This is a genomic window from Alkalithermobacter thermoalcaliphilus JW-YL-7 = DSM 7308, assembly GCA_001584565.1.
Lineage (GTDB): Bacteria > Bacillota > Clostridia > Peptostreptococcales > Peptostreptococcaceae > Alkalithermobacter > Alkalithermobacter thermoalcaliphilus.
Genome location: LSFY01000001.1, coordinates 727,034 through 752,066, shown reverse-complemented (window position 1 = coordinate 752,066; position 25,033 = coordinate 727,034). Strand labels below are relative to the sequence as shown.

The following is a 25,033-nucleotide window of genomic DNA, read 5'->3' as shown; positions in this document are numbered from 1 at the left end:
CTATATTTGTACTTACAGAACCTACATCAATTCCAAGATAAACTCGTTTCATCTTTCATAACCTCTCTTCTTCTTATTAATAAGTCTACAAATGCTTCTATTCTTGTTAAATACCCAGCTTCTCCTGTCATTTCATCCAAAACAAGAGTCAATACAGGTATATTGTTTTCTGTTTCAACAGTAGGAAGAATGCTTTGCGCTACTATTTCAGGCATACAAGTAAATGGTAGTAAATGTATTACTCCATCATATCCTTCTTGGCTATACTTAACAGTATTTCCTATTGTACAAAGAGCATGCCCTCCTATTTGATGTGATAAATATTTGCTCGCAGCTTTATGCACTATTTCTTTTTCTGATTTAATAAAAGGTATAAAATCCATCTGTTCTCTTAAAAATTCACTTGCTGTTATAGATCTGTGTACTTCTATTCCCATATTACCCAATTTTCTTTCTATATTTAGGTTTATAAAAGGCTCTATAACTGTATATATTTCTCCAACTAATCCTACTTTTAAAATTTGTTTTTCTTTATCTATATCAATTTCATTTAGTTTTTGTTTATATTCTCTTATTGTATTTATTGTTTCTTTATATCCTTTTGATTTATTTATTTGTTTTTCAAACTCGCTATAAAGCTTATCCACTGTTCCCTTATTTTTTTCTCTTGGTCTTATTTTGTTTACAAGATCATCAAAATCATCTATTTCAAATAAAACTTTCACACCTTTTCTAAATACATCTAATAATTTTACATAGCTAGCTTCTTTTGATACTTTTTTTAGGTTTTCTATAAAACTTTTTATTTCCTTTATGTTTGTGAATGAATTTGTGCATATCATTTCAACATCATATCCTAAGTCATTTAGTATATCTCTTTGCAAAACATTATACATTCCAAACCTACAAACATCACATCCTCCTAGCATAAATATAGTATCTGCGCCTTTTTCTATGCTCTGTATGTAGTTTCCTATATTCAGCTTAAACGGAGCACAAATAAGCTCAGGAGAATATTTTGTTCCGATTTCAAGTGCCTTTTTATTGCACTTTGGAGGAATAACTACATCTATTTTTAGTTCATCAAATATTACTTTCAATGGAATATATATATTACCCATGTGCGGAAATGTTATTTTCATTTGTATCCCTCCATTTTATCATATCTATAAATGCTTCAAGCCTAGTATTTATACCAGCTTCTCCACTATGCTCATCTAGTGTTAAAAGCATATATGGAATATTGCTTTCTTTTTTTATTATTCTTTCTACAATCTCTTCAACAACTGAATCTATTCCACATCCAAAAGACGAAATATATATAACTCCATCTGCAAGATTGTTTTCAACCAAGTAAAGAGTAGATCCTATAAGTTTTCTTGCAAAAGACCAAAATATTTTACCTTTATACTTAGTTGAATATTCATCTATAATAGCTTTATCTATCATCTCTGGAGTTAATACATCTCCTTTAGCTTTAATTTTATCTATTGAATTCATATTCATATATTTATCATATAAATTATTAGGACATATATATTCTTTTTTATGTAAACTTAATATTCTTGGCATAAATATGTAATCAACTTTGTCTTTTAGACTCAATACATGACCATGAAACAACTTAATAGGTATGCATGCTTCATCAACGGTATTGTTTGTTCCTTGGTCTAAAATTTTTTTATTTGTATTATCTGATACTATAACTTCAGCTCCAAGTTCTTCAAAAAAAGTAGTCCATAAACAAGAATATTTATGAAACAAAAGTGCTTTAGGTATTCCAATTTTAACTGACATACATTCCCTCCTATCTTTTCACATTTAGTATTATTAAGCTTTTTTCATATTTTATACATTTAAATCTATTTTCATAGCAAAATTAGATCTTTTTGCATATTTAAATATAAGGAATAAACTTATTAGGAGGTGGATTATGATTAAGATTTTCATAGACGCTGGTCACGGTGGGGTTGATCCAGGAGCAACATATAGGGATAGATTAGAAAAAAATGACACTTTAGAGATAGCAAATCTTATTGCAGATGAATTAAAAAGACACAATATTACAGTTATATTGTCTAGAAAAGATGATGTAACTGTTCAACTACAAGAAAGAGTTAATCTAGCAAATTCTAATAACGCAGACTATTTTATATCTATTCATAGAAATGCTTATGTGCCAGAACAATCTCAAGGAGTAGAAACTTATATATTTGAAAATGCTTCTATAAAGTCTAGGCAATTAGCTCAGAAAGTTCAAAGAGGATTAGTTGAGTTAGGATTTAGAAATAGAGGTGTAAAAACAGCTAATTTTTATGTGTTAAGACAAACAAAAATGCCTGCTATTTTGATAGAAATTGGATTTATAGATAACTCTCAAGATAATAAGTTATTTGATTCTAAAAAAGATGAAATAGTAAAATCAATAGTTATGTCTATACTTGATCAAGTCGGTATACAATATAAAGAAAAGTATGTATTTGAAAATGCAAATGTAAAAAAGTGGTATATAGAGTAATAGCAGGATCTTTTAGTAATATAGAAAATGCTAGAAAACAAGTAGAAAAACTAAAACAAGCAGGATTTGATGCTGTTATAATGCAATTTGAAATAGATTAAAAAAACCCCTATGATAATAGGGGTTTTTACTCTTTTTCACATTCTAAACATTTTTTTAGTTTTTTCAGCGCTCTTTTTTCTATTCTTGATACATATGACCTAGATATTTGAAGTTTCTTTGCTATATCTCGTTGAGTTTTATATCCACTAGATGTAAGTCCATATCTTAGCTCTATTATTTCTTTTTCTCTGTTTGTTAGTATATTGTTTATTTTTTCATATAATTTTTTAACCTTTATTTTTAAATCGACTTCATCTATTACATCATCTAATTCTGTTCCTAATATATCCATAAGGGTTATTTCATTTCCTTCCTTATCTACTCCTATAGGATCATGTAATGATACCTCGCTTTTATTTTTTTTGTTTGATCTTAACATCATAAGTATTTCATTATCTATACATCTAGCAGCATAAGTTGCTAGTCTAGTTCCTTTTTCCATGTTATAAGTTTCTATGGCTTTTATCAGACCTATCGTTCCTATTGATATTAAATCCTCAGCATCTTCATAGTAATTTGTATATTTTTTTACAATATGAGCTACTAGTCTTAAATTCCTTTCTATTAATATAGTTTTAAATTGCTCATCTCCTTCTTTGAATTTTTTTAAGTATTCTAGTTCTTCTTTAGGGGTTAATGGTTTAGGAAAAGACTTTGTAGATGGCACTATAAATTCACCCCCAATTTACAAGTCATTTTATATTATATGAGGGTGAATTTTCTATTGTGCCTGTACTTTAAATTTAATTGTTATTTATATTTTCTATAATTTCTTTAAATATAGGAGCTGCTGCTCCCCCTCCGGATTTACCATCATATACAAATACTGTTATAGCATATTTAGGATCAATAAATGGATGATATCCAGTAAACCAGCCATGAACTATCTTTTTGCCACGTATATAACTCTCAGCTGACCCTGTTTTTCCTGCACTTTCTCCTTCAAGTCCCTGTGCTGTTCTTCCTGTTCCTTGGATTACAACTCCTTCCATAAGATCTCTTACTCTATTTACTATAAAGGGTGATATGATAACTTTTTCTTTATCTTTATTGAATTTTTCGATTTCATTCATTCTTTGATTTAAGACAGAATCAAATAAATATAACCTTTTATATACGCCATTATTTGCTATTATTTGTGTCATTTGATTTACTTGTAATGGTGTCACCTCTATATCACCTTGACCTATAGATATATTAGTTATTGCATTTCCTTTTGCTTTATCACCTTTTGGCATTATACCTGCTTTTTCTTCACTAAGTCCAATTCCTACCTTTTCGTAAAGTCCCATTCTTTTAGCCATTTCTAATATTTTTTCGCTTCCAACCCTTTTTCCAATTTCTATAAAAGTTGTGTTACAAGAATTATAAAAAGCTTCAGCGAATGTTTGCTCTCCATGTCCACCTTCTTTCCAGCATCTTACTGTAAGTCCATCAACTTGTATATCTCCTTGACAGTTAAATATTTCATCTTCTTTTACTACTCCTTCTTCAAAAGCTGCTAAAGCTACAATAGTTTTAAATACAGATCCGGGAGGATATGTGCACTGGATAGCTTTATTTAAAAGTTCATCTCCTGAGCTTTTTACATAATCTCCTATTTTATATACATCAAAGTTTGGCCTAGAGGCCATAGCTAATATTTCCCCTGTTTTTACATTAGAAACTACAACAGCTCCATTTATTCTATTTTTATCCATAACCTCTTCTACTACTCTTTGTATGTTATAGTCTATAGTAGTTTTTATATGTTTTGCGTTTTTATTATCTTCTCTATTTTCTCTAAAACTTCCTGGTATAACATTGCTATGAGCATCTAAAAATACTTCTACATATTGTCTTTCATTATATTTTAAGTAGTTATCTTTCGCTTTTTCTATACCACTTACACCTACATTGTCATATTCATTTATGTATCCTATAACATGAGATAATATATTATCCTTTGAATATCTAAACGTTTTTTCTACAATCAACATCCCCCTTTTGTTTTTTATTTGTCTTTCTAGATCATCATCTAAATTATTTATCTTAAACTCTATAATATCGCTACTTTTTTGAAGATTAGTATATATCTGTGCTTCTGACATTTTAGTTATACTCTTTATCAAATTTAAGGTTTGTGTGTCTAAAATTACTTTTTCATTATTAGAAATTAATCTATTTTTTAATACTACAAGCACTTTTTCCTTATCTACATCAGTAAGAGGTATTCCATTTCTGTCATATATAATGCCTCTATTACTAGTTAGATCTACCTTTATTTCACTTTGCCTTACTGTTCTATTGTAATATTCTCTTCCTTTATAAATCTGAATATATGCAAGCTTTCCTGTTATTGATATATATATGAATATAAACAAATAAAATAGCGTATACAATCTTTTCATCATTAACTTATCTAACTTTATGTACATTAAAACACCCCCTGCTATTTTGTGTTATTTTTCCCAAATAGCAGGGGGCTAATACATTGATTATTTATTAACTTTTGATTGGATTATAGATCTTATTTTTGCTACTACAATATCTATAGCTACTGTGTTATATCCTCCTTCAGGCATTATTATATCTGCATATTTTTTATATGGCTCTATAAATTGCATATGAGCAGGTCTTACGGTAGATAGATACTGCTCTATAACTGAATCTACAGTTCTTCCTCTCTCTCTTATGTCTCTTTGAATTCTTCTAAGTATTCTAAGATCAGAATCTGTATCTACAAATATTTTTATATCAAGCATATTTCTCAATCTCTCATCTTCTAAAATCATTATTCCTTCTACTACTATTATATCCTTTGGGTCAATCTTTACTGTTTCATTTTTCTTTCTTGTGTGGTTTTCAAAATCATATACTGGTTTTTCTATACTCTTTCCTTCTATTAGATCTTTAAGATGGCTTATTAACAAATCATTATCAAAAGCTAATGGATGGTCATAATTTGTATTTAATCTTTCATTCATAGGAAGATGACTTTGGTCTTTATAATAGGCATCTTGTTCTATCATTGCTATGCTCTCTTTTGGTACATTTTCTAGTATGGATTGTACTACAGTACTTTTTCCTGATCCTGATCCTCCTGTTATTCCAATTATCAAAGGCCTATTTATCATCTTTTATCTCCTTTCTTAACATATAGTTTTCTTTTACTTTTACGTTTAGTTTCATTTTTATAATCTGTTTTGGATGAGGTGCTACATTTATTTCTTCACCATCCATTGTCCACATTTTTTCTATAACTGCATTTTTAGTTTCAGTATAAGGTCCCATAACTTCTATTTGCTCACCTGTAAACATTCTATTTCTCTGTTCAACTATTGCTATTTGATTTTCTTCATCATATTCTTTGACAAGCCCAATAAAATCATAAGTTCTTATGTAAGAACTAGACCCATAGTGGTGATCCTCAGCTGTAGGCTTTTTAAATATAAATCCTGTTGTAAAATCTCTATGACTAGCTTTTTTGATTTCATCTAGCCACATAGGGTTAAATTTCCAATTTCTAGGATCTTTGTAATATTCATCTATTGCCATCCTATATGCTCTAACTATACTTGCAACATAATAAGAAGTTTTCATTCTTCCTTCTATTTTAAAACTTTTGATTCCAGATTCTATTAATTGCGGTATATATTCTATCAAGCATAGATCTTTAGAGTTAAAGAAAAAAGTTCCTCTTTCATCTTCATAAATTGGATAATACTCTCCTGGTCTTTTTTCTTCTACTAGATAATATTGCCATCTGCAAGGATGAGCACATTCTCCCTTATTTGCATTTCTTCCTGTCATATAATTACTTATAAGGCATCTTCCAGAATAAGATATACACATAGCACCATGTACAAACGCCTCTATTTCCATATCATCTGGAATATTTTCTTTTATTTCTTTTATTTCTTCTATGGATAATTCTCTAGCTACTACTATTCTTTTTATTCCTTGGTTATACCAAAAGTTAGCACTCATATAATTTGTTGTGTTTGCTTGAGTGCTTAAGTGCACTTCCATATTTGGTATTACTTGTTTAACCATATATAAAACTCCAGGATCTGAAACTATTACTGCATCTACACCTATTTTTTCTAAATCTTTTAGATAATCTTCTAACCCCTCAAAATCTTTATTATGTGGAATTATATTAACTGTTACATATACCTTTTTGCCTCTTTCGTGTGCAAATTCGACACCTTCAGCCATTTCTTCTTTGGTAAAGTTTTTTGACCCTGCTCTAAGTCCAAATGCCTCTCCTCCTAAATATACAGCATCTGCACCGTAAACAATTGCCATTTTTAGTTTTTCTAAATCTCCAGCTGGTGCAAGTAGTTCTATTTTTTCCAATGAGATCACCTCTTCTCCTTTTTATAACTAAGTGCTATTCCGTCTCCTATTGGAACTAAGCTTGTATCAAGATAATTACAATTGCATATATAGTCTAAATATTCTCTCATTCTTTTTGCTATTGTCTTTTTTCTTTTAATTAAAAATTCATCACTAGCTATCATTCCTTTGTATAAAACATTATCTGATATAAGCAATCCTCCTACATCTAGCTTGTCTATTACTATATCAAAAAATATCTTATACTGACCTTTTGCTGCATCTAAGAAAATCATATCGAAATTTCCATCTATCTCTTTAAGCTTTTCTTTTGCATCTCCATCTATTATAGTTATATTATCTTGTAATCCGAACTTTTTTATATTCTCTGTTGCCTTTTTTATCATCTCTTCATTTCTTTCTACTGTGATTATTTGACATTCTTTATCTAAACTTAAAGCAAATAATATAGATGAATATCCTATTGCTGTTCCTACTTCTAATATTCTTTTGGGCTTATGGATTTTAAGTAATACCTTTAAAAAAGAAGCAACCTCTTTTTGTATTATAGGTACATTGTGCTCCTTTGCATATTTTTCCATGCACGATAAATCAAAACCTGTATTTACAGTCTGCTTTATATATTTTTCAACTAATTCATTTACTATATTATTCACAAAACCATCCTTTCTCACAAATAAATAGGTGGCATATCCCACCTATCTTCCTAAGTTTTCTCTTCTGTTTTTAAGATGATCATTGTAGTTTGTTGCAAAACTATGACTGCCATCTTTCTTTGCTACAAAATAAAGATAGTCTACATCTGCAGGATATAACGCGGCTTTTATAGAAGCCTCTCCAGGAGATGCTATAGGTCCTGGTGGTAGTCCCTTATTTTTATAAGTGTTGTAAGGAGAATCTATTTGAATATCAGAATTAGATAATATAGCCTTTCTTTCTCCTATGACATACTGAACAGTAGCACAAGATTGAAGAGGCATATCTATTTTCATTCTATTATGGAAAACAGCTGAAATTAAAGCTCTTTCATTATCTAACTTAGCTTCTCTTTCTATTATTGAAGAAAGTGTTATAAGCTCATTTAAAGATAACCCAAGTTCTTTTTGTCTTTGTCTTATCTCTTTGTTGTAAACTTCACTAAATCTTCTAAGCATTAATCTAATTATAGCTTCTTCAGAAAAAGTTTTTTCTAAGTAGTAAGTATCTGGAAACAAATATCCTTCTAAAGAAGTAATACCTTCTTCATTTAAAAAGTCAAATTCTCTTTTAAAATTATCTACATCATTTGCTAAATCTATAAATTTATTTTTATCTACAAGTCCTTGCTGCTCTAGTCTTTGAGCTATTTGTTTTAATTCAAATCCTTCAGGTATTGTAACTATTATAAAGTCTTTATATATCTTGCCTGAATTTAGAAGCTCTAATATTTCTTTATTTGAAAAGTACTGAGGAATTTTATATGTTCCTGCTTTTATATTTTTATCTTTATTAGTTATTCTAGACAAATTTACAAAAAATAATTTGCTTTTTATGAGATGATTTTCAAATAAAATGTCAGCTACTTCATAAACTGAGCTACCTTTTGGTATTTTTACTATTACTTCGTCTATACTTTTTTTATCATAAGGTCCTATTTGATTATAAAAGTAAGCTATGGTTGTAAAAATAAATAAAATTATCAGTATTGTAGATCTTTTTTTTATCATAACACTACCCCATTTTAATAGTTATTTATCTATATAATTATATAATTTTAGACTTATTTTTACAATAGAAACGAATGAAAAAAGAGCAAGGAAATCCTTGCTCTTTTATTAGAATCTTTCTATATTATCTTTAGTTACAACGCCATAAATTAGTTTTCTTTCTTGAGGTTTTTTATCTTCTATTGTATAAGCATTCAATAATCTTTGTTTTGCACTGTCAAGTTTTGACATGTCATTTAAATACATATGAGCTAAAGTTTCCCCTTCTTCAACAAAATCTCCTACTTTTTTACGAAGAACTATTCCTGCACCTAAGTCTATTTCACTTTCTTTTGTCTCTCTTCCTGCGCCTAAAATTAATGCACTTACTCCAACTTCTTCTGCTTCTATTTTAGAGATATATCCTTTTTTAGGAGATTTTAATTCTACAACATGTGATGCTCCTGGGAATAAATCATAATTATCTACTACTTGATCATTTCCACCTTGAGCTTTTATAAATTCTCTTAATTTTTCAAGTGCCTTACCAGAAGATATAGACTCTTGTAGCATTTGTTTTGCATCATCATAATTATCTGCTACCTTAGCTAGCATTAGCATGTAAGCACCTAAGTTTAAACAAAGCTCTGTAAAATCTTTTGGCCCTTTTCCTTTTAGAGTATCTATAGCTTCTATAACCTCTAGAGCATTTCCAACAGCATATCCTAGTGGTTGATCCATATCTGTTATTATACCTATAGTTTCTCTGCCCATTCCATTTCCTATATCAACCATTTCTTTAGCTAGTGCAAATGAATCTTCAATATCTTTCATAAATGCACCACTACCTGTTTTTACATCAAGTAATATAGCATCTGCTCCCGAAGCTAATTTTTTACTCATTATACTACTAGCTATTAACGAAATATTATCTACAGTAGCAGTTACATCTCTTAGTGCATATAATTTTTTATCTGCTGGAACTATTGTTGCTGTTTGTCCGCATACAGAAACTTTAATTTTATTTACATTTTCTATAAATTTCTCTTGATCTACTTCTATAGAAAAACCTGGTATAGATTCAAGTTTATCTAGTGTTCCTCCAGTATGACCTAGTCCTCTTCCAGACATTTTAGCTACTGGAGCATTGCAAGATGCTACTAATGGCGCTAAAGCTATTGTAGTTTTATCTCCTACTCCTCCTGTACTATGCTTATCTACCTTTATTCCGTCTATTCTAGATAAGTCTATAACATCTCCTGATCTCATCATAGCATCTGTTAAGTAAACAGTTTCCTGTTTTGTCATCTTTCTTAAAAAAATAGCCATCAAAAGAGCTGATACTTGATAATCAGGTATTTCTCCTTTTGAGTATCCTTCTACAAAAAAGTTTATTTCTTCTTTTGTAAGCTCATGTCCGTCCCTTTTTTTCTTTATTATGTCATACATTCTCATATCATTTACACCTCTTTTACTATTTCTTTAACTAGTGATATAAATTTTGGCCTTGTCCTTTGTGCAACTTTTACTACTTGTTCATGAGTTAAAACCTCAAGGTGCTCATTAGGTATAGCCATATCAGTTATACACGATATACCTAAAACTCTCATACCGCTATGTCTAGCAACTATAACCTCTGGCACTGTAGACATTCCTATTGTGTCTGCACCAAATACTATAAGCATATTTAATTCTGCTTTAGAAAAATAGTTAGGACCAGATATTCCTGCATAAACCCCTTCAAATATCTCTATGTTTAGCTTATTTGCAACATCTTTAGCTAACTTTATTAACTCTTTATCATAAGCTGTTGACATATCTGGAAATCTTACACCTAACTGACTATCATTTGGGCCTATTAAAGGATTTGCACCTGTAAAATTAATATGATCATTTATAATCATTAAGGCTCCTGCATAAAAATTAGGATTTAGTCCTCCGCAAGCGTTTGTAACTATTAATGTATCTACACCTAAAGATTTCATTACTCTTACAGGAAATGTAACTTCTTTCATTGTATATCCTTCATAGTAATGGAATCTTCCTTGCATTGCTATTACATTTTTTCCTTCTAGCTTTCCTATTACTAATTGCCCTTCGTGTCCTTCTACTGTCGATACTGGAAAGTTTGGTATTTCTTCATATTTTATAACTTTTGCATCTTCAATTTCATCTGCTAATACTCCTAGACCTGATCCTAATATTAGTCCTATTTCTGGTTTTACATCAATTTTAGATTCTATATAATCCACGGCCTGTTTTATTTGTGTGGTGTTCATAAAAATCCTCCTAGATTTTATTTACTATTTTCTTAACCAGCTTAATGAATTTTTCTTTAGCCATTTGAGTAGTTTCTATAACTTCTTCATGGTTTAGAGGTTGATCTAATATACCTGCTGCCATATTTGTTATGCAAGATATACCTATAACATTCATATCACTGTGTCTAGCTACTATTACTTCAGGAACTGTAGACATTCCTACCGCATCTGCTCCTATCTTATCAAGCATTCTTATTTCTGCAGGAGTTTCGTAGCTTGGTCCTGTCATAAATGCATAAACACCTTCTTTTACATCTATATTAAGTTCGCTTGCAGCTTGTTTTGAAAGTTGTATAAGTTCTGGTGTATAAGCTTTAGACATATCAGGGAATCTAACTCCTAATCTATTATCATTTGGGCCTATTAAAGGATTATTTCCACTAAAGTTTATGTGATCTGTAATTATCATTAAATCTCCAGGTGTAAAAGACTTATTTACTCCTCCTGCTGCATTAGTAACTATAATTGTTTCTACTCCTAAAGATTTCATTACTCTAACTGGGAATGTAGCTTCTTGCATTGTGTATCCCTCATAGTAATGGAATCTTCCTTGCATTGCTATTACATTTTTTCCTTCTAACTTTCCTATTACTAATTGCCCTTTATGACCTTCTACTGTCGATACTGGAAAGTTTGGTATTTCTTCATATTTTATAACTTTTGCATCTTCAATTTCATCTGCTAATACTCCTAGCCCTGATCCTAATATTAGTCCTATTTCTGGTTTTACATCAATTTTAGATTCTATAAATTGTGCTGCTTTCATTATATTTTCCATTTTAATTCCTCCTATTTTATTATTATATTTTTAAAGCTTTCTCCTGCTTTAGGCATATCAACATTTAAAATATCAGCTATAGTCGCTCCTATGTCTGCAAAACTATTTCTTATTCCTAAATTAACTCCTTGTTTTACAGACTTTCCATAAATTAAAACTGGAACATATTCTCTAGTATGATCTGTACCTTTATAAGTAGGATCGTTTCCATGATCTGCAGTTAAAATTAATACGTCATCATCTTTTAGGTTATCTATTATTTCTGGTATTTTTGCATCTAATTCCTCTATAGCTTTTTTGTATCCCTGAACATCTCTTCTGTGTCCATATTTTGAGTCAAAGTCTACTAAATTAGTAAATATCAATCCTTTGTTTTCCTTTTTTATGTATTCTATTGTTTTATTTATTCCATCTAAATTATCCTTTGTATGAACAGCCTCTGTTATACCATTTCCATTAAATATATCTTCAATTTTTCCTATTCCTATAACATCTAATCCTGCGTCTTTTATGTTATTAAGGATAGTAGTATCATATGGATCTAATGAAAAATCTCTTCTATTAGCTGTTCTTACAAAATTTCCTTCTGTTCCTATGAATGGTCTAGCTATTACTCTAGCTACTGCATTATCACCCATAAGTATTTCTCTTGCTATTTTACACATTTCATATAATTCTTCTAATTTTACAATTTCTTCATGTGCAGCTATCTGAAAAACGCTATCCGCAGACGTATAAACTATTACATCTCCTGTTTCCATGTGCTGCTTTCCTAGTTCATCTAATATGGCTGTCCCTGAAGCTGGCTTATTTCCTATAACTTTTCTTCCTGTTCTTTTTTCAAATTCATCTATAACATCTTTTGGAAATCCATTTGGGAATGTTTTAAATGGCTTGTCTACAACTAGACCAACCATTTCCCAGTGACCTGTTGTTGTATCTTTTCCTTGTGATATTTCTGAACATTTACCAAAAGATCCTATTGGAGTATCAATATTTTCAATAAAGTCAGCTCCATCTATATTTCCTATCCCTAGTTTAATTAAATTTGGTATTTTTATATCTGGGCAAGCCTTTACTATATTGCCTAAAGTGTTTACTCCTTTATCTCCAAATTTCTCACTATCAGGCAATTCACCAATTCCAATACTATCCATAACTACTAGTATTACTCTTTTCATTTGTATCCTCCTTTTTCGATATTTTTCGCAGGAAATACCTAAATTATAGCACTGTTATAATTGTTTTTCAATTATAATTATACCCTTTTCTTCGTATAAAAATAAACGTTTTCTATGTCCTAGGATGTTTTTGTTTTAATTCACTTCTTATATTCTTATCTATATGAACTAAATACCCCTCAAGGCTAGATAAGTTTGTGTTGCCTAATATTTTGCTTACAACACTCATATCTGCTCCATTTTTTAAAAGATGAATAGCAAAAGAATGTCTAAGCATTCTAGGAGTTACATTTTTGTCTATATCATAGATCTTAGCATATGTCTTTATAATTTTCCAAAGACCTTGTCTTGTAAATCTTTCTCCTTTAGAATTTACAAATAAGGCTTTCTCATTTTTATTTTTCACTATATTTTCTCTAGATTCATTTAAGTATTTAGATATATATTTTTTCGTTATATTAGATAGAGGAACTATTCTACTATTTTTTGATGATTTGCAAACTATATATTCAAGATCTAAATTTATATCATCTAAATCTAATTCTATAAGTTCACTAACTTTCATTCCTGTACCGTATAATGTTTCTAAAATAGCTTTATCTCTTATTCCTTTAATGGTTTTAGTATCAGGAGAATTTAATATTTTTTCTACTTCTGTTTCTGTTAAAACATCTACTTTGTCTCTAATTACTTTAGGTTTTTTAAGCTTAGATGTTGGATTTGAATCTATTTTTTTAGTTAAGAAAAGAAAGTCGTAAAAAGACTTTATAGAAGATATTGTTCTAGAAAGTGTAGAAACTGAAACATTACTTTTTTCTAAATAAATTAAAAAACTAAATATATCATTTTCAGATACTTCATCTAATTTTATTTCTTTTTCATTTAAATAAGATAAATACTTTTTTAGATCTATTAAATACGAGTTTATTGTATTATTAGAAAGTTTTTTCTCTTTATTTAGATAATTTGAATACTGCTTTATAACTTCATCCTGCATTTTTAACTCTCCTATCAAAATATTCTTTGAGTAATAAATATAAGTATTCCATTTATAAATCCTTGAACTAATACAGCAGGTATTATTATAGCCATCGAATTTATGATATATTTTTTAGCTAATCTTGTAATATAGTACTTATTTTTAAACTTTCTGCTCATTTTTATTGCTGAAAATGCATTCTTTACATAATTAAATAAAACAACCATAACTACTATAGAAAAAGGCATTATTACTATATTTTTTACTAAAACAAAAAATATCATTTTCAAATACGAAAAGTTAAATCCTATTACTAAAGTGCTAACTGTAAAACCTACAGAAACTCCCTTTAAAAATATAACCAAAAGAGCTAGCGGCCATGTAAAAACTCCTAAAGATAAAACTAATAAAGAAAGCAAATAGAAAAAATCATTTTTTCCATTTATGTACATAAGATTTAATACGCTGTAACTTGAATCAGTATAATAGTTACTTGTCCTAGATATATACTCCATAATATAGCTTGTGCTATCTGGATATATTTTATTTAAATATACCCCTAAAGAAATCCCTAATAACAATATAAAAATGATAAAACCTATAAATATGCTATGGTTAGATTTGGAAATTAGGTTTATTCCTATTTTTTTCAAAGTAAAACCCCCTTCTTATTATCACTTTACATAATTTTATGTATAAAAGAAGGGGCTTATTACTAAATTATATTAATTGTTTAGACATTAAAATTGCTATAATAGTTTTAGCATCTTTTATAGTTCCGTTTTGTAACATATCTAATGCATCTTCTACTTTCACCTTATGAATTTCAACATACTCGTCTTCATCTGGATTTGGATCACCTTCTACTAGATCCTTAGCAAGGTATAAATACATTTTTTCATCAGAAAAACCTGGTGATGTATAGAAAGTATTTATTAATTCAATTTTTTTACAAGAATAACCTGTTTCTTCTTTTAATTCTCTCATTGCACATTTTTTAGGATCTTCTCCTATTTCTAGTTTTCCAGCTGGAACTTCCCATAATGTTTCTTCCACTGTTTTTCTATACTGTTTGACCATTATAATCTCATTTTCTTTTGTTATAGCTAAAACAGCAACTGCACCAGGGTGTTCTACTATTTCTCTTTTTTGATATTTATGATCTGGAAGTTCAACTGTATCTATTCTTAAATTTATTATTTTTCCATTATATATTTTTTCTGAACTTAGAGTTTTTTCCTCTAAAATCATTTCAATCCCTCCAATATGTATGCGCCAGCTCCTGATGAAGATTTAAAAAATTCTTCATCTTCTTCATAGCTTCTTCCCATACTCTTTACATTTAATTTAAAATATTCTAAACATTCTTTTGTTTTATCGGATTGCATAAATACAAATTTATGTTTTTCGATTTTATTGTGTTTTATTTGATCATATATATATTTTTTCTTATCGCTATCTTGTATATTTATAGGAACTATAACTTTAGATTTAACAATATCTTTAAGTATAGTTATTGTATGATGACTTATCCCCTTGTGTCTATCTCTCTTATCTGCAAAACTTATTCTAGGAATAGCTATAGCCTCTCCACCTAATGTAACAACCGCATCTAATATATATCCTTGTTCTATTCCTGAAAAGCCATATTTTGTTCCAGTTCCTACAATTCCAGGACCCATCGAAACAAAAACTACATCAGCTTTTATTATTTCTTTTGCCACTATTAAAGCTGTATATATATTTACACACTCATAATCTCCTCCGAATGAATTTCCTATAGTTATAGTAGCATCTATTAATTTTTTTTGTTTTAGCTGCTTTACATTTTTACTCAGGTGAATAGGTAAAGCTGCCCCATCCGTCATTATATACGCTATTTTTTTTGTAGGGTCAGCTTTTTTTATAACCGCTACAAAAGGTACTAACATACTATGTAAAGTTCCTACTGCTACAGGAAGGTTATCTAAAGATTTAAAGTTGTTTATAATGTCATGATATTTACTTTCTTGTTCTTCAGCTGCAAATACCTTTAATTGAAAAGGAGTATATCTTAGTTTCATTATATGTCCGCCACCAGTTAAGCTGCTTTCTAAATTATTTAAGTTAGCAATTACAAAGTGAGCCCCTCCTGTTCCTAAATTCAATTCTACAGCTGTAGTATTTAATAGTAATTCATCACCTACATTTACATTACCTGTTAAAGATATATAATTTATAGCTTTTTGTACTTTATTTTCTATTATCACTTTTATTTCTTGTATATGAAAATCTTCATAAACTATACTATCTACTATTCCTATTTTTTTGCTGATCATACCTCTTTACCTTCCCAATTTATCTATATAGTTTAAAAACTTATTATTTTCTATTATTTTCGTAAGCGAATACTTTTCTGTTATTATATGAATAAGTATTAATCCAATCAATATAGCTATTCTTGTATATATATTAAAACTGTTTGCACTTATAATTCCAAGCCATACTCCTAAGATATTTGAACCTGCATCACCCATCATTGACAATGCCTTTATATCTTCCTTAAAGTAAGCAATTACATTTGCAGTTAGTAAAGCTATTAAAATCTTTTCATAGCTGTTGACACTTAGAAAAAATAATACTGATATAAAAAGATATCCTTTTATTGATCTTCCAGGTCTTAAGTCCAGTAAATTTAAAAGGTTTGTAAATAAAGCTATCATCATAGTATTTATTATTATATCTTGTATATTTTTAGATATACCTACTGATATACAAAGTGCTACAAATCCTCCAAATAAAGCTTTAAATCCTCCTGTTGTAAGCTTTCCCTTTATTAAACTTTTAATATGACCTTTAAGACCTGTAACATCTCTTGTTCCGATAAGATCATCTATAATTCCTACAAACCCCATTGCGATTGCTCCAAATAAATATGAATATATGATATTGTTTTCTATATAATATCTTAAGATTATAGAATTTATAACTAAAAATGGTAAGAAAACTATTCCCATAGAAACAGGTATTTCTTTTCCTAAATAGTTCTTTTTAGTTATATTACTTTCTATTAAAAGACTTTTAAAGTATGGAATAATTATCTTTGTTCCAATTAATCCAATTATAAATATAATATATATCAAGTTATCACCTCTTTAATATCCTACTTATCAATATCAAAAGTATATGCATAAACTGCTTTCCTCTATGGATAAATCCTTTTAAATTTCTTCCTGTTTCATTATGTGTCATATTAACTTCAACTTCTTTTATTTTGTATCCTTTTCTTAATATATCTATTGTCATACCTACTTCAACTCCATATCCAAAAGGTATTTTTTCAAATTCCATAAGCACTTGTTTTTTAAATACCCTTTGTCCAGAAAGGCTACTTTGTATATCTTCTCCAGTTAAATATTTCACTCCATATCTTGCAAGCTTTTTTACTAAACCAAATCCTCCTTTTCGCTTAGCTTTAGGAAACTTTGCTATTGTTACATCTATATCTTCTGTTAATATAGGAATAATTAGCTTTTCAACTTCCCTAGATGTTTCTTTTAAATCTGCATCTAAAAATCCTATTATATCTGACTTTTCTAATGCTTTACTTAAGCCATAGTTTAAAGCATAGCCTTTACCCATATTTTTAGGAAGTTTATAAGCTTTTACAAATTCATATTTAGAAGCTAGTTCATATGTTTTATCACTCGATCCATCATCAACTAATATTATCTGATTTATAAGTTTTATATCTTTAAGTCCATCTAGTGTCTTTTCTATTCTACTTTCTTCGTTATAAGCTGGTATTATTATACTTATATTTTTTTCCATTTTATTTCCTCCATTTATTTTAATTCAAATGGCATAAAATCCGTAGCTGTATCTTTTTCTCCAAAATGTCCCTTATTTCCCTTTAAAACCATTACAAGCGATATTTTTCCTGTAACTTCATCTATATTATCTACAGTTGAAATTTTTGATTTTTTGTAAAATGGTATATAAGATATTTCAACATCGCTTCTTTCTGTTCCAACTAAAGATACGTTCTTATCTTTGAAGTATTCTATTATCTTTTTATCGAATAGTTCAATTTTTCCTTCATTATTATGTATGCTTCCTCCTTGTATGATTACATAATCTAAATTTTCAAATTCTAAATCTATATTTTTTATATCTATCATACCTTTATCTCTAAGCTTTATTAAATTGTCGAGATTCTTCTCTTCGTAAATATGTCTTAAGATATACAATACTAATTCTTCTTTAGAATTTATCTGTCCATCAAATGTAGAAAAGTCTGATACATCTAGTAAGTTATCCTTTAAAATTATTTCAAAATAAACTTTTCCACCTGCTGATTGTATAAATTCCTTTGTATTTGTATAAAAATAATCTTCAGTAGTTTGTATTATACCTACTTTTTTTCCTTCTATTTTATTGTCTATAACATAATTATATGTAGTTTCTATATATTTATTAAGTTTATCATTTTTTCTAGATAAATTTAAAATTCTATTTTCAAGCATTTCATTTTCGTTTTTTATATTCTGAAATCTTTCTTCTAATCTTTGAATTATTTGTCCTTGTTGCTCTTGAATTAATCCATCAGTATTTAAATTAAAACCTATTAATATTCCTATTCCTAGCGATATAAATATAGCACTTATTGTTACTATATAATATTTCATATTTATACTCATTAAATAACCTCCTTAAAATTCTAATAACAATCTCATCCTAAGTTCCATAAGTTTAATTAATTGTTGAATTGGCGTAGACACATATGCCACTATAAGTATTGGTACTAAAGCAGCTACAACTAAACCCCATATATACTTTACTTTTAATCTACTTTTATAAAGTAAACTTACTCCTTTTGCATCTATTAATTTAGATCCTATTTTAAGTCTAACTAAAAATGTACTAGCCATTCCTTTTCTACCTTTTTCTAAAAAGTCAATCATATTTGAGTGAGTACCTAGTGCAACTATAAGTTTTGCCCCTTTCTCGTATGGTATGAGCATTGCTATATCTTCACTTGTTCCTGGAGCTGGAAAAACTGTTGCTTTAAGACCTAACTTTTTTACTCTTTCAAGCCCTGGAGCTCTTCCATCTGGATAAGCATGTACTATTATTTCTTTGCATTGTTTTAAACATTTATCACTTACACTGTCCATATCTCCAACTATCATATCTGGAGTATATCCAAATTCTAAAAGTGCATCTGCACCTCCGTCTACACCTATTAAAATAGGCTTTACTTCTTCTATATATGAAATTATAGTACTTAAATCTTCCTTATAATTTTGTCCTCTTACTACTATTAATGCATGTTTGTTTTTAAATTCTGTTTGTATAAAAGGCATATTAAGATTGCCCAATATAAAGTCTTTTTCCTTTTTAGCATATTCTATAGTGTTGTCTATAAAATTGTCTAATTCATTAGATAAATTTTCGTGACATATTTTTAGTTTTTCTTTTATTTTTTCTCTATCTAGTATCTCACCACTTCCTATTAGGTTATTTTCTAAATATATTTTATCATCTATTATTTCTACTACATCTCCCTCTTTTAGAGTGTCGAATACCTCTTTTCCTACATTATCTAATATAAATATATTTTTTTCGCATAAAATTTGTGGTCCTTTATTTGGATATCTTCCACTTATAGATATGTCTGCATTAATTACAGCTTTAATTTTTGCTTCAACTAAAGATGTAGCAGCAATTTCATCTATATCTTTATGATTTATTACAGCTATATCTCCAACACTTAGTCTTTTAGCTAAGTTCTTAGTTTTTCTATCTATTTTTATTGGAGCTTTAATTCTCATTTTCAACCTCCTAAATTATTCTTGAGTAACAAGCTTTATTATAGCACAAAATATCTTGCATTTAATTAGTTTTAACAATTATAAATTTTCATAATATAAAAAAAGTCCATATATTGATGTTGTAAATGTCGCAATTGTGTTAAAACAAAGCACTTTCTTAATTTAAAGAAAGTGCTTTGTTGTTATATCTAAAAGATGTTCTCTATTATTTAAACTAGGATCTTGTATTACTAAATCTAAAAGCTTATTTAATATTATACCTACTTTTTGTCCTTCTTTACATCCAAGACTTATAATATCTTTTCCATTTATATCTAAGTCTTTTACAGTAAAACATTCTTTATTAGATATTATTTGATCAAAAATCTGTTTTATTTCATATATATCTTTTGTTTTTTCGCCGCTATTTACAATGTTTTGGGATATACATCTTGCCCATTTTATCTTTAGCAAATCTTTAAAGTTATCTTTTCCTAATTTGTTTAAAAGCTTTTTTATGTCTGGCTTTGTTTTATAAATTTTAATATTTATAAAAGGCATAATAGCTTTTAATTTTTGTATAGTAAATTTATCATAACGCAAATATTTTAGTATTTGTACACAAATTTCTAATGAATTTTCCTTAAACTCATCTAACTGAATAATATCACAAAGCAAAGCTGCAAGCCTTAAATGCAAAGTTTTATCTATATATTTTAACGATTTTAGAGCATTTTTTGATATAGGATCTTGTATGTATTTATCTAGATTCAAAGATATATATTTTAAAAGATTGAGATTATGCATTAGATAAATTTTTTCTGGATTATTTGACAATAGTATCTTATCTATTTCTACTTTTATTCTTTCTTTACTAATATCTTTTATTAATGCTGAATTTTTTTTTATGGCACCTTTTGTATCTTTATGTATATTAAAATTTAATTGTGCTGAAAATCTTATCGCTCTTAGCATTCTTAAAGCATCTTCTTTAAACCTTTCATCTGGATTACCTACAGTTTTTATAATCTTTTTGTCTAAATCTATTTTACCATCAAATTTATCTACAAGTCCTATAGTTTTGTTGTATGCCATAGCATTTATAGTAAAATCTCTTCTTTTTAAGTCTTCTATCAAACTATTTGTGTATTCTATATTATCTGGCCTTCTGTTATCTGAATAATCGCCTTCTATTCTGTAAGTTGTAATTTCAAAACTTTGATTGTTTATAACTACTGTTATAGTACCATATTTTAGTCCTGTTGGTATAGCATAGTCATCTTGAAATATTTTTAGTATCGTTTGTGGATTTGCATTTGTAGTTATATCAAAATCACTAGGAATTTTTCCTAACAAGCTATCTCTTACACATCCTCCTACTATAAAAGCTTCATATCCATGATTTTCTATTTTTCTTATTATATAATCTACTTCTTTAGGGATTTGTATATACACGTCATCACCTCAAGTTTATTTTATACTAAATAAGCTTTGATATGTAATATTTATTTTTATAAAATAATATATTTTAATAGGCAATGATTTTTATAAACATTGACCTTTAAAAAAATCAGCCTCGAAAATCCCAAGATTTTTGAGGCTGATTTTTTTATTTTGCCATTTTATATTCAAGTCTTAATTTGTCTGACACCATAGCTATAAATTCTGAATTTGTAGGTTTACCTTTCGTATTGTGAACAGTATATCCAAATAATTGATTTATAGTATCAACTTTTCCCCTGCTCCAAGCTACTTCTATTGCATGTCTTATAGCTCTTTCTACTCTTGATGGTGTAGTGTTAAACTGTTTTGCAATGCTTGGATATAATTCTTTTGTTACTGCACTTAAAAGTTCAACATTATCTATTACCATTTTTATAGCTTCTCTTAGATATAAATATCCCTTTATGTGAGCTGGAACTCCTATTTCGTGAATTATATTTGTTATTTGAGCTTCTATATTTCCTGATGTTTTCACAAAAGGTGCTTTAGAAGTTTTATTTTCAATTATTACATTGCTTTTTTCTTGAATAACTTCAGGTTTATTTTCTACCATTTGTCTTATTCTATCTATAAATACATTAAAATCAAATGGTTTAACTACATAATAATCTGCTCCTAAACTTATAGCTCTTTGTGTAATTTTATCTTGACCTACAGCTGATAAGATTATTATTTTAGGCATTTTTTCTAAATTCATTCTGTTTAATTTTTCTATAACTCCAAGTCCGTCTAAATGAGGCATTATTATGTCTAAAACTAATAAATCAGGTTTTTTTTCTTGAATAAGATCAATAGCTTCAAGACCATCTCTTCCTATTCCAACTACTTCAACATCATCTTCTTTTTCTAAATACTCTTTCATTATTTGGCAAAAATCTCTATTATCATCTGCCAAAACTATTTTTATTGTTTCTTTCACTAAAAAACCCCCCTAAAAGATATTTAATTTTCAATAATGGATAAATTCGACATATCTGTAAACTTTCCTTCTAAATTTATAAAATTAATTTTCAAATTTCTATTTCATCATCCATTTTGCAAAAATTGCGTATCCTTTTTTAGGATCATTTATAAATACATGTGTTACTGCTCCTACCAATTTGTTATTTTGAATTATTGGAGCACCACTCATACCTTGAACTATTCCTCCTGTATATTCTATCAAATCTTTGTCAACTATTTCAATAACCATGCTTTTAGCTTCAGGGGCGTTTTGACTGTATATTTTATCTATAATTATTTCATATTCTCTTATATTATTGTTTTCATCTGGAAATAATATATGTGCTTTACCTTTTTTTACTTCATGAAATTGAGCTATTTCAATTGGTTTTATATTTGGAAAATAAGATGTATCTTGTATAAATCCGTTTATTCCAAAGTTAGTATTAATATCAAATGTCCCTATTACAACTGTATCGCTAAATTGTGATGTCAATTCTCCCGGATTACCTACTCTTCCTTTTTTTACAGTTATTTTATCTGGTTTATAAACTTTTCCCGATTTAACTTCTAAAAGCCTTCCCGTATCAACATCTGTTATCCCATGACCTAAGGCTGCAAAATTTTTGCTTATTGGGTCATAATAAGTCAATGTACCTATTCCTGCTACCTTATCTCTTACCCATACTCCTATTTTATATTTATTAGTTTTATCATCTTTTATTACTCTCACGTTTTTTTCTATTACAACTCCGTCTCTTTTTATGCTTACATTTACTAACTCTTTCTTTTTAGTATTTAAGATTTCTTCAATCTCACTAGCTTTATTTACTTCTTTACCTTCTATTGATAAAATAATATCTCCTACTTTTAAATCTCTAGATTTATTCTTTAAAAGTTCTGAATCTATACCTATAACCAGTACACCTTTTGTATCTAGTCTTATTCCGGCTACATAACCTAGAGGAATTACATATTTTTTATCAGTATTTATCGCTTCAGTTTTTATATCTGCTTTTGCTAAGGTAAAAATTGTAAGGATGAATATTATGAAGGTTATAAAATTTTTATTTTTTTTCAATTTCACCACATCCTTATTTTCGATTTAGTTTTAATTTTCCTTTATAAGTTGATTTATATTCAGATAAAAAATTATAGTAATTCCAAAAAAAACAAAAGGATAAAGATGATTTTATCCTTATCCTTTTGCTAATTCTATTATCTCTTTAGCACTTTTTATAGTTGTTTCTGTTATATTTAATCCACCAATTAATCTAGCTATTTCTTTTATTTTTTCTTCCTTACTTAATTTGTTTATATTGGTGTATGTTCTATTTTCTTCTACTACTTTTTCAATGCAAAAATGAGTGTCACCTTGAACTGCTATTTGCGGAAGATGAGTAATGCAAATTATTTGTTTTATAGATGACATATCCTTTAATTTTTCTCCTACTATCTGAGCGGTTATTCCACTAATACCTGTATCTATTTCATCAAAAACCAGCGTATTTATTTTTTCAGCTGAAAGCAAGATTTTCTTAAATGCTAGCATAAATCTAGACAACTCTCCACCTGAAGCTACTTTTTGTATAGGCTTTAGATCTTCTCCTTCATTAAATGATACTAAAAATTCTACGTCATCTTTTCCATTTGATGAAAACTCTTCTTTTTTAATAAATTTTACATCAAATAATGCATTTTTTATATTTAAACTTTTGAGTTCATCTAATAGATCTTTTTTTAACTTTTCTGATACCTGTTTTCTTTTTTGTGTTATTAAATCTGATTTTATGTTTAGATCTTTTTCTACTAGGTTTATTTTTTCTTTTAATGAATTTATTTTTTCATCTTTATTTATTATTTCCTCAAGTCTAGATTTTATTTTGTCTTTATAGCAAAAAATTTCATCTATGGTATTTCCATATTTTCTCTTTAGATTATTTATTGTATCTATTCTACCTTCTATATATTCAATATCTAAAGATGAAAGGTTCAAATTATCTTTATATAGCCTTATATCATTAGATACATCTGTAATTTTATATGTAATTTCTTCTAATTGTTCATAAATTTGTTCTAACTTATTGTCAAAAGAACATGTATTTCTAAATTCTTTTAGATTTTTAGAAATTAAATCAAAAGCATTTATGTTATCTCCATATATACTATTGTAACAATCGCTCAGTACATTATATATTTTTTCACTATTTCTGTATATTTCTCTTTCTTTTAGCAGCTGATCGTATTCTTCTTGTTTTAAATCTGCTTGTTCTATTTCTTTTATCTGAAATTGTAAAATATCAACTTCTCTTTGGATTTCTTTGTCATCTTTATTTTCCGTTAATCTAGACAATTCTGATTTTAGCAAAATGTATTCATCATAAATTTTTTTATACTCTTGTTTTATATCTTTTAAATCCTTATACCCGTACATATCTAAAAATCTTAAATGATTATCTTTGTTTAGCAACAATTGATTTTGATGTTGACTATGTATGTCTATTAAAAGTGATGATATTTTTCTTAAAAAAGAAACTTTAACACTTCTTCCATTTATCCTACTTATACTTTTTCCATCTGCATATATTTCTCTGGTTATTGTTAAATTTTCATTTGTTTCAAAGTCTATACCATATTCTAAAAGTTCTTCTTTTATATTTTCATTTTCTGTATAAAAAATAGCTTCTACAACACCTTTTTCATATCCTTTTCTAACAAACGATTTATCAGCTCTTTCTCCTAAACACAAGCCTAATGCTTCTATTATTATAGATTTACCCGATCCGGTCTCTCCTGTTAATATATTAAGACCTTTATCTAAAGTTAATCTAGCGCTTTTTACAAGAGCACAGTTTTGTATATATAATTCTAGGAGCAAAGCATCACCCCCC

At 28.2% G+C, this 25,033-nt stretch carries 26 protein-coding genes; 2 read left to right on the top strand and 24 right to left on the bottom strand.

Annotated elements, in window-relative coordinates; all coding sequences use genetic code 11:
• Positions 1 to 26: 26 nt before the first annotated feature.
• Complete coding sequence (locus JWYL7_RS03955; protein ID WP_066069242.1) at positions 27 to 1,142, bottom strand: acyl-CoA dehydratase activase-related protein; 1,116 nt, start codon at positions 1,140 to 1,142, stop codon at positions 27 to 29.
• Positions 1,114 to 1,797 (bottom strand): acyl-CoA dehydratase activase-related protein, encoded by a 684-nt coding sequence (locus tag JWYL7_RS03950; protein WP_072280164.1) that lies wholly within the window; start codon positions 1,795 to 1,797, stop codon positions 1,114 to 1,116. Before JWYL7_RS03950 ends, JWYL7_RS03955 begins: the two co-directional genes overlap by 29 nt.
• 136 nt (positions 1,798 to 1,933) lie before the next feature.
• Between JWYL7_RS03950 and JWYL7_RS03945 the strand changes: the two genes are divergently transcribed.
• Positions 1,934 to 2,518, top strand: a complete 585-nt coding sequence (locus tag JWYL7_RS03945) for an N-acetylmuramoyl-L-alanine amidase family protein (RefSeq protein ID WP_331721851.1) — start codon at positions 1,934 to 1,936, stop codon at positions 2,516 to 2,518.
• Positions 2,503 to 2,619 carry an SPOR domain-containing protein gene (locus JWYL7_RS10765; RefSeq protein WP_331721852.1) on the top strand — a complete coding sequence of 39 codons (117 nt, stop codon included), beginning with the start codon at positions 2,503 to 2,505 and terminating at the stop codon, positions 2,617 to 2,619. The genes JWYL7_RS03945 and JWYL7_RS10765 overlap by 16 nt, the downstream gene beginning before the upstream one ends.
• Before the next feature lie 26 nt (positions 2,620 to 2,645).
• Here the strand turns inward: JWYL7_RS10765 and sigK are convergent, their stop codons facing one another.
• The 22 genes from sigK to recN form a co-directional block, all read right to left on the bottom strand.
• The gene (gene sigK / locus JWYL7_RS03940) at positions 2,646 to 3,287 is read right to left on the bottom strand and encodes an RNA polymerase sporulation sigma factor SigK (RefSeq protein WP_066069240.1); all 642 of its coding nucleotides are present in this window, start codon (positions 3,285 to 3,287) and stop codon (positions 2,646 to 2,648) included.
• Between the two features lie 76 nt (positions 3,288 to 3,363).
• The gene (locus tag JWYL7_RS03935) at positions 3,364 to 5,037 is read right to left on the bottom strand and encodes a peptidoglycan D,D-transpeptidase FtsI family protein (protein ID WP_066069239.1); all 1,674 of its coding nucleotides are present in this window, start codon (positions 5,035 to 5,037) and stop codon (positions 3,364 to 3,366) included.
• Positions 5,038 to 5,097: 60 nt separating this feature from the next.
• Positions 5,098 to 5,733: a uridine kinase gene (udk, locus tag JWYL7_RS03930; RefSeq protein ID WP_066072341.1), complete on the bottom strand. Its 636-nt coding sequence runs from the start codon at positions 5,731 to 5,733 to the stop codon at positions 5,098 to 5,100.
• Complete coding sequence (locus JWYL7_RS03925) at positions 5,726 to 6,961, bottom strand: peptidase U32 family protein (protein WP_066069237.1); 1,236 nt, start codon at positions 6,959 to 6,961, stop codon at positions 5,726 to 5,728. The genes udk and JWYL7_RS03925 overlap by 8 nt, the downstream gene beginning before the upstream one ends.
• A 5-nt stretch (positions 6,962 to 6,966) precedes the next feature.
• Positions 6,967 to 7,617 (bottom strand): O-methyltransferase, encoded by a 651-nt coding sequence (locus JWYL7_RS03920; RefSeq protein ID WP_066072338.1) that lies wholly within the window; start codon positions 7,615 to 7,617, stop codon positions 6,967 to 6,969.
• Between the two features lie 42 nt (positions 7,618 to 7,659).
• Positions 7,660 to 8,667 (bottom strand): endolytic transglycosylase MltG, encoded by a 1,008-nt coding sequence (mltG, locus tag JWYL7_RS03915; RefSeq protein ID WP_066069235.1) that lies wholly within the window; start codon positions 8,665 to 8,667, stop codon positions 7,660 to 7,662.
• A gap of 108 nt (positions 8,668 to 8,775) precedes the next feature.
• On the bottom strand, positions 8,776 to 10,101 hold the full coding sequence (locus JWYL7_RS03910; protein WP_066069232.1) for a pyrimidine-nucleoside phosphorylase: 1,326 nt from the start codon (positions 10,099 to 10,101) through the stop codon (positions 8,776 to 8,778).
• A 5-nt stretch (positions 10,102 to 10,106) separates the two neighbouring features.
• Positions 10,107 to 10,925 (bottom strand): purine-nucleoside phosphorylase, encoded by an 819-nt coding sequence (locus tag JWYL7_RS03905; protein ID WP_066069229.1) that lies wholly within the window; start codon positions 10,923 to 10,925, stop codon positions 10,107 to 10,109.
• A gap of 10 nt (positions 10,926 to 10,935) precedes the next feature.
• On the bottom strand, positions 10,936 to 11,745 hold the full coding sequence (locus JWYL7_RS03900; protein ID WP_066069228.1) for a purine-nucleoside phosphorylase: 810 nt from the start codon (positions 11,743 to 11,745) through the stop codon (positions 10,936 to 10,938).
• 11 nt (positions 11,746 to 11,756) lie between these two features.
• Positions 11,757 to 12,926: a phosphopentomutase gene (locus tag JWYL7_RS03895; protein WP_066069227.1), complete on the bottom strand. Its 1,170-nt coding sequence runs from the start codon at positions 12,924 to 12,926 to the stop codon at positions 11,757 to 11,759.
• A 112-nt stretch (positions 12,927 to 13,038) separates the two neighbouring features.
• Positions 13,039 to 13,923: a tyrosine-type recombinase/integrase gene (locus JWYL7_RS03890; protein ID WP_066069225.1), complete on the bottom strand. Its 885-nt coding sequence runs from the start codon at positions 13,921 to 13,923 to the stop codon at positions 13,039 to 13,041.
• Between the two features lie 14 nt (positions 13,924 to 13,937).
• On the bottom strand, positions 13,938 to 14,558 hold the full coding sequence (locus tag JWYL7_RS03885; protein ID WP_066069223.1) for a hypothetical protein: 621 nt from the start codon (positions 14,556 to 14,558) through the stop codon (positions 13,938 to 13,940).
• Between the two features lie 67 nt (positions 14,559 to 14,625).
• Entirely contained in the window at positions 14,626 to 15,156 is a 531-nt protein-coding gene (locus tag JWYL7_RS03880; RefSeq protein WP_066069220.1) for an NUDIX hydrolase, read from the bottom strand.
• On the bottom strand, positions 15,153 to 16,223 hold the full coding sequence (locus tag JWYL7_RS03875; RefSeq protein WP_066069217.1) for a DUF3866 family protein: 1,071 nt from the start codon (positions 16,221 to 16,223) through the stop codon (positions 15,153 to 15,155). The genes JWYL7_RS03880 and JWYL7_RS03875 overlap by 4 nt, the downstream gene beginning before the upstream one ends.
• A 6-nt stretch (positions 16,224 to 16,229) precedes the next feature.
• Positions 16,230 to 17,027: an MraY family glycosyltransferase gene (locus tag JWYL7_RS03870; protein ID WP_066069213.1), complete on the bottom strand. Its 798-nt coding sequence runs from the start codon at positions 17,025 to 17,027 to the stop codon at positions 16,230 to 16,232.
• A 4-nt stretch (positions 17,028 to 17,031) separates the two neighbouring features.
• Positions 17,032 to 17,715: a glycosyltransferase family 2 protein gene (locus JWYL7_RS03865; protein ID WP_066069210.1), complete on the bottom strand. Its 684-nt coding sequence runs from the start codon at positions 17,713 to 17,715 to the stop codon at positions 17,032 to 17,034.
• A 14-nt stretch (positions 17,716 to 17,729) separates the two neighbouring features.
• Positions 17,730 to 18,584 carry a copper transporter gene (locus tag JWYL7_RS03860; RefSeq protein ID WP_066069207.1) on the bottom strand — a complete coding sequence of 285 codons (855 nt, stop codon included), beginning with the start codon at positions 18,582 to 18,584 and terminating at the stop codon, positions 17,730 to 17,732.
• A 12-nt stretch (positions 18,585 to 18,596) separates the two neighbouring features.
• On the bottom strand, positions 18,597 to 19,718 hold the full coding sequence (gene steA / locus JWYL7_RS03855) for a putative cytokinetic ring protein SteA (RefSeq protein WP_066069203.1): 1,122 nt from the start codon (positions 19,716 to 19,718) through the stop codon (positions 18,597 to 18,599).
• Between the two features lie 162 nt (positions 19,719 to 19,880).
• The gene (locus JWYL7_RS03850; RefSeq protein WP_066069201.1) at positions 19,881 to 21,152 is read right to left on the bottom strand and encodes a CCA tRNA nucleotidyltransferase; all 1,272 of its coding nucleotides are present in this window, start codon (positions 21,150 to 21,152) and stop codon (positions 19,881 to 19,883) included.
• Positions 21,153 to 21,306: 154 nt separating this feature from the next.
• A complete protein-coding gene (spo0A, locus tag JWYL7_RS03845) occupies positions 21,307 to 22,062 on the bottom strand; it encodes a sporulation transcription factor Spo0A (RefSeq protein WP_066072335.1) in 756 nt (251 codons plus the stop codon).
• A gap of 156 nt (positions 22,063 to 22,218) precedes the next feature.
• A complete protein-coding gene (gene spoIVB, locus JWYL7_RS03840; protein ID WP_066069198.1) occupies positions 22,219 to 23,223 on the bottom strand; it encodes a SpoIVB peptidase in 1,005 nt (334 codons plus the stop codon).
• Between the two features lie 117 nt (positions 23,224 to 23,340).
• Complete coding sequence (gene recN, locus JWYL7_RS03835; RefSeq protein WP_066069195.1) at positions 23,341 to 25,020, bottom strand: DNA repair protein RecN; 1,680 nt, start codon at positions 25,018 to 25,020, stop codon at positions 23,341 to 23,343.
• Positions 25,021 to 25,033: the final 13 nt, after the last annotated feature.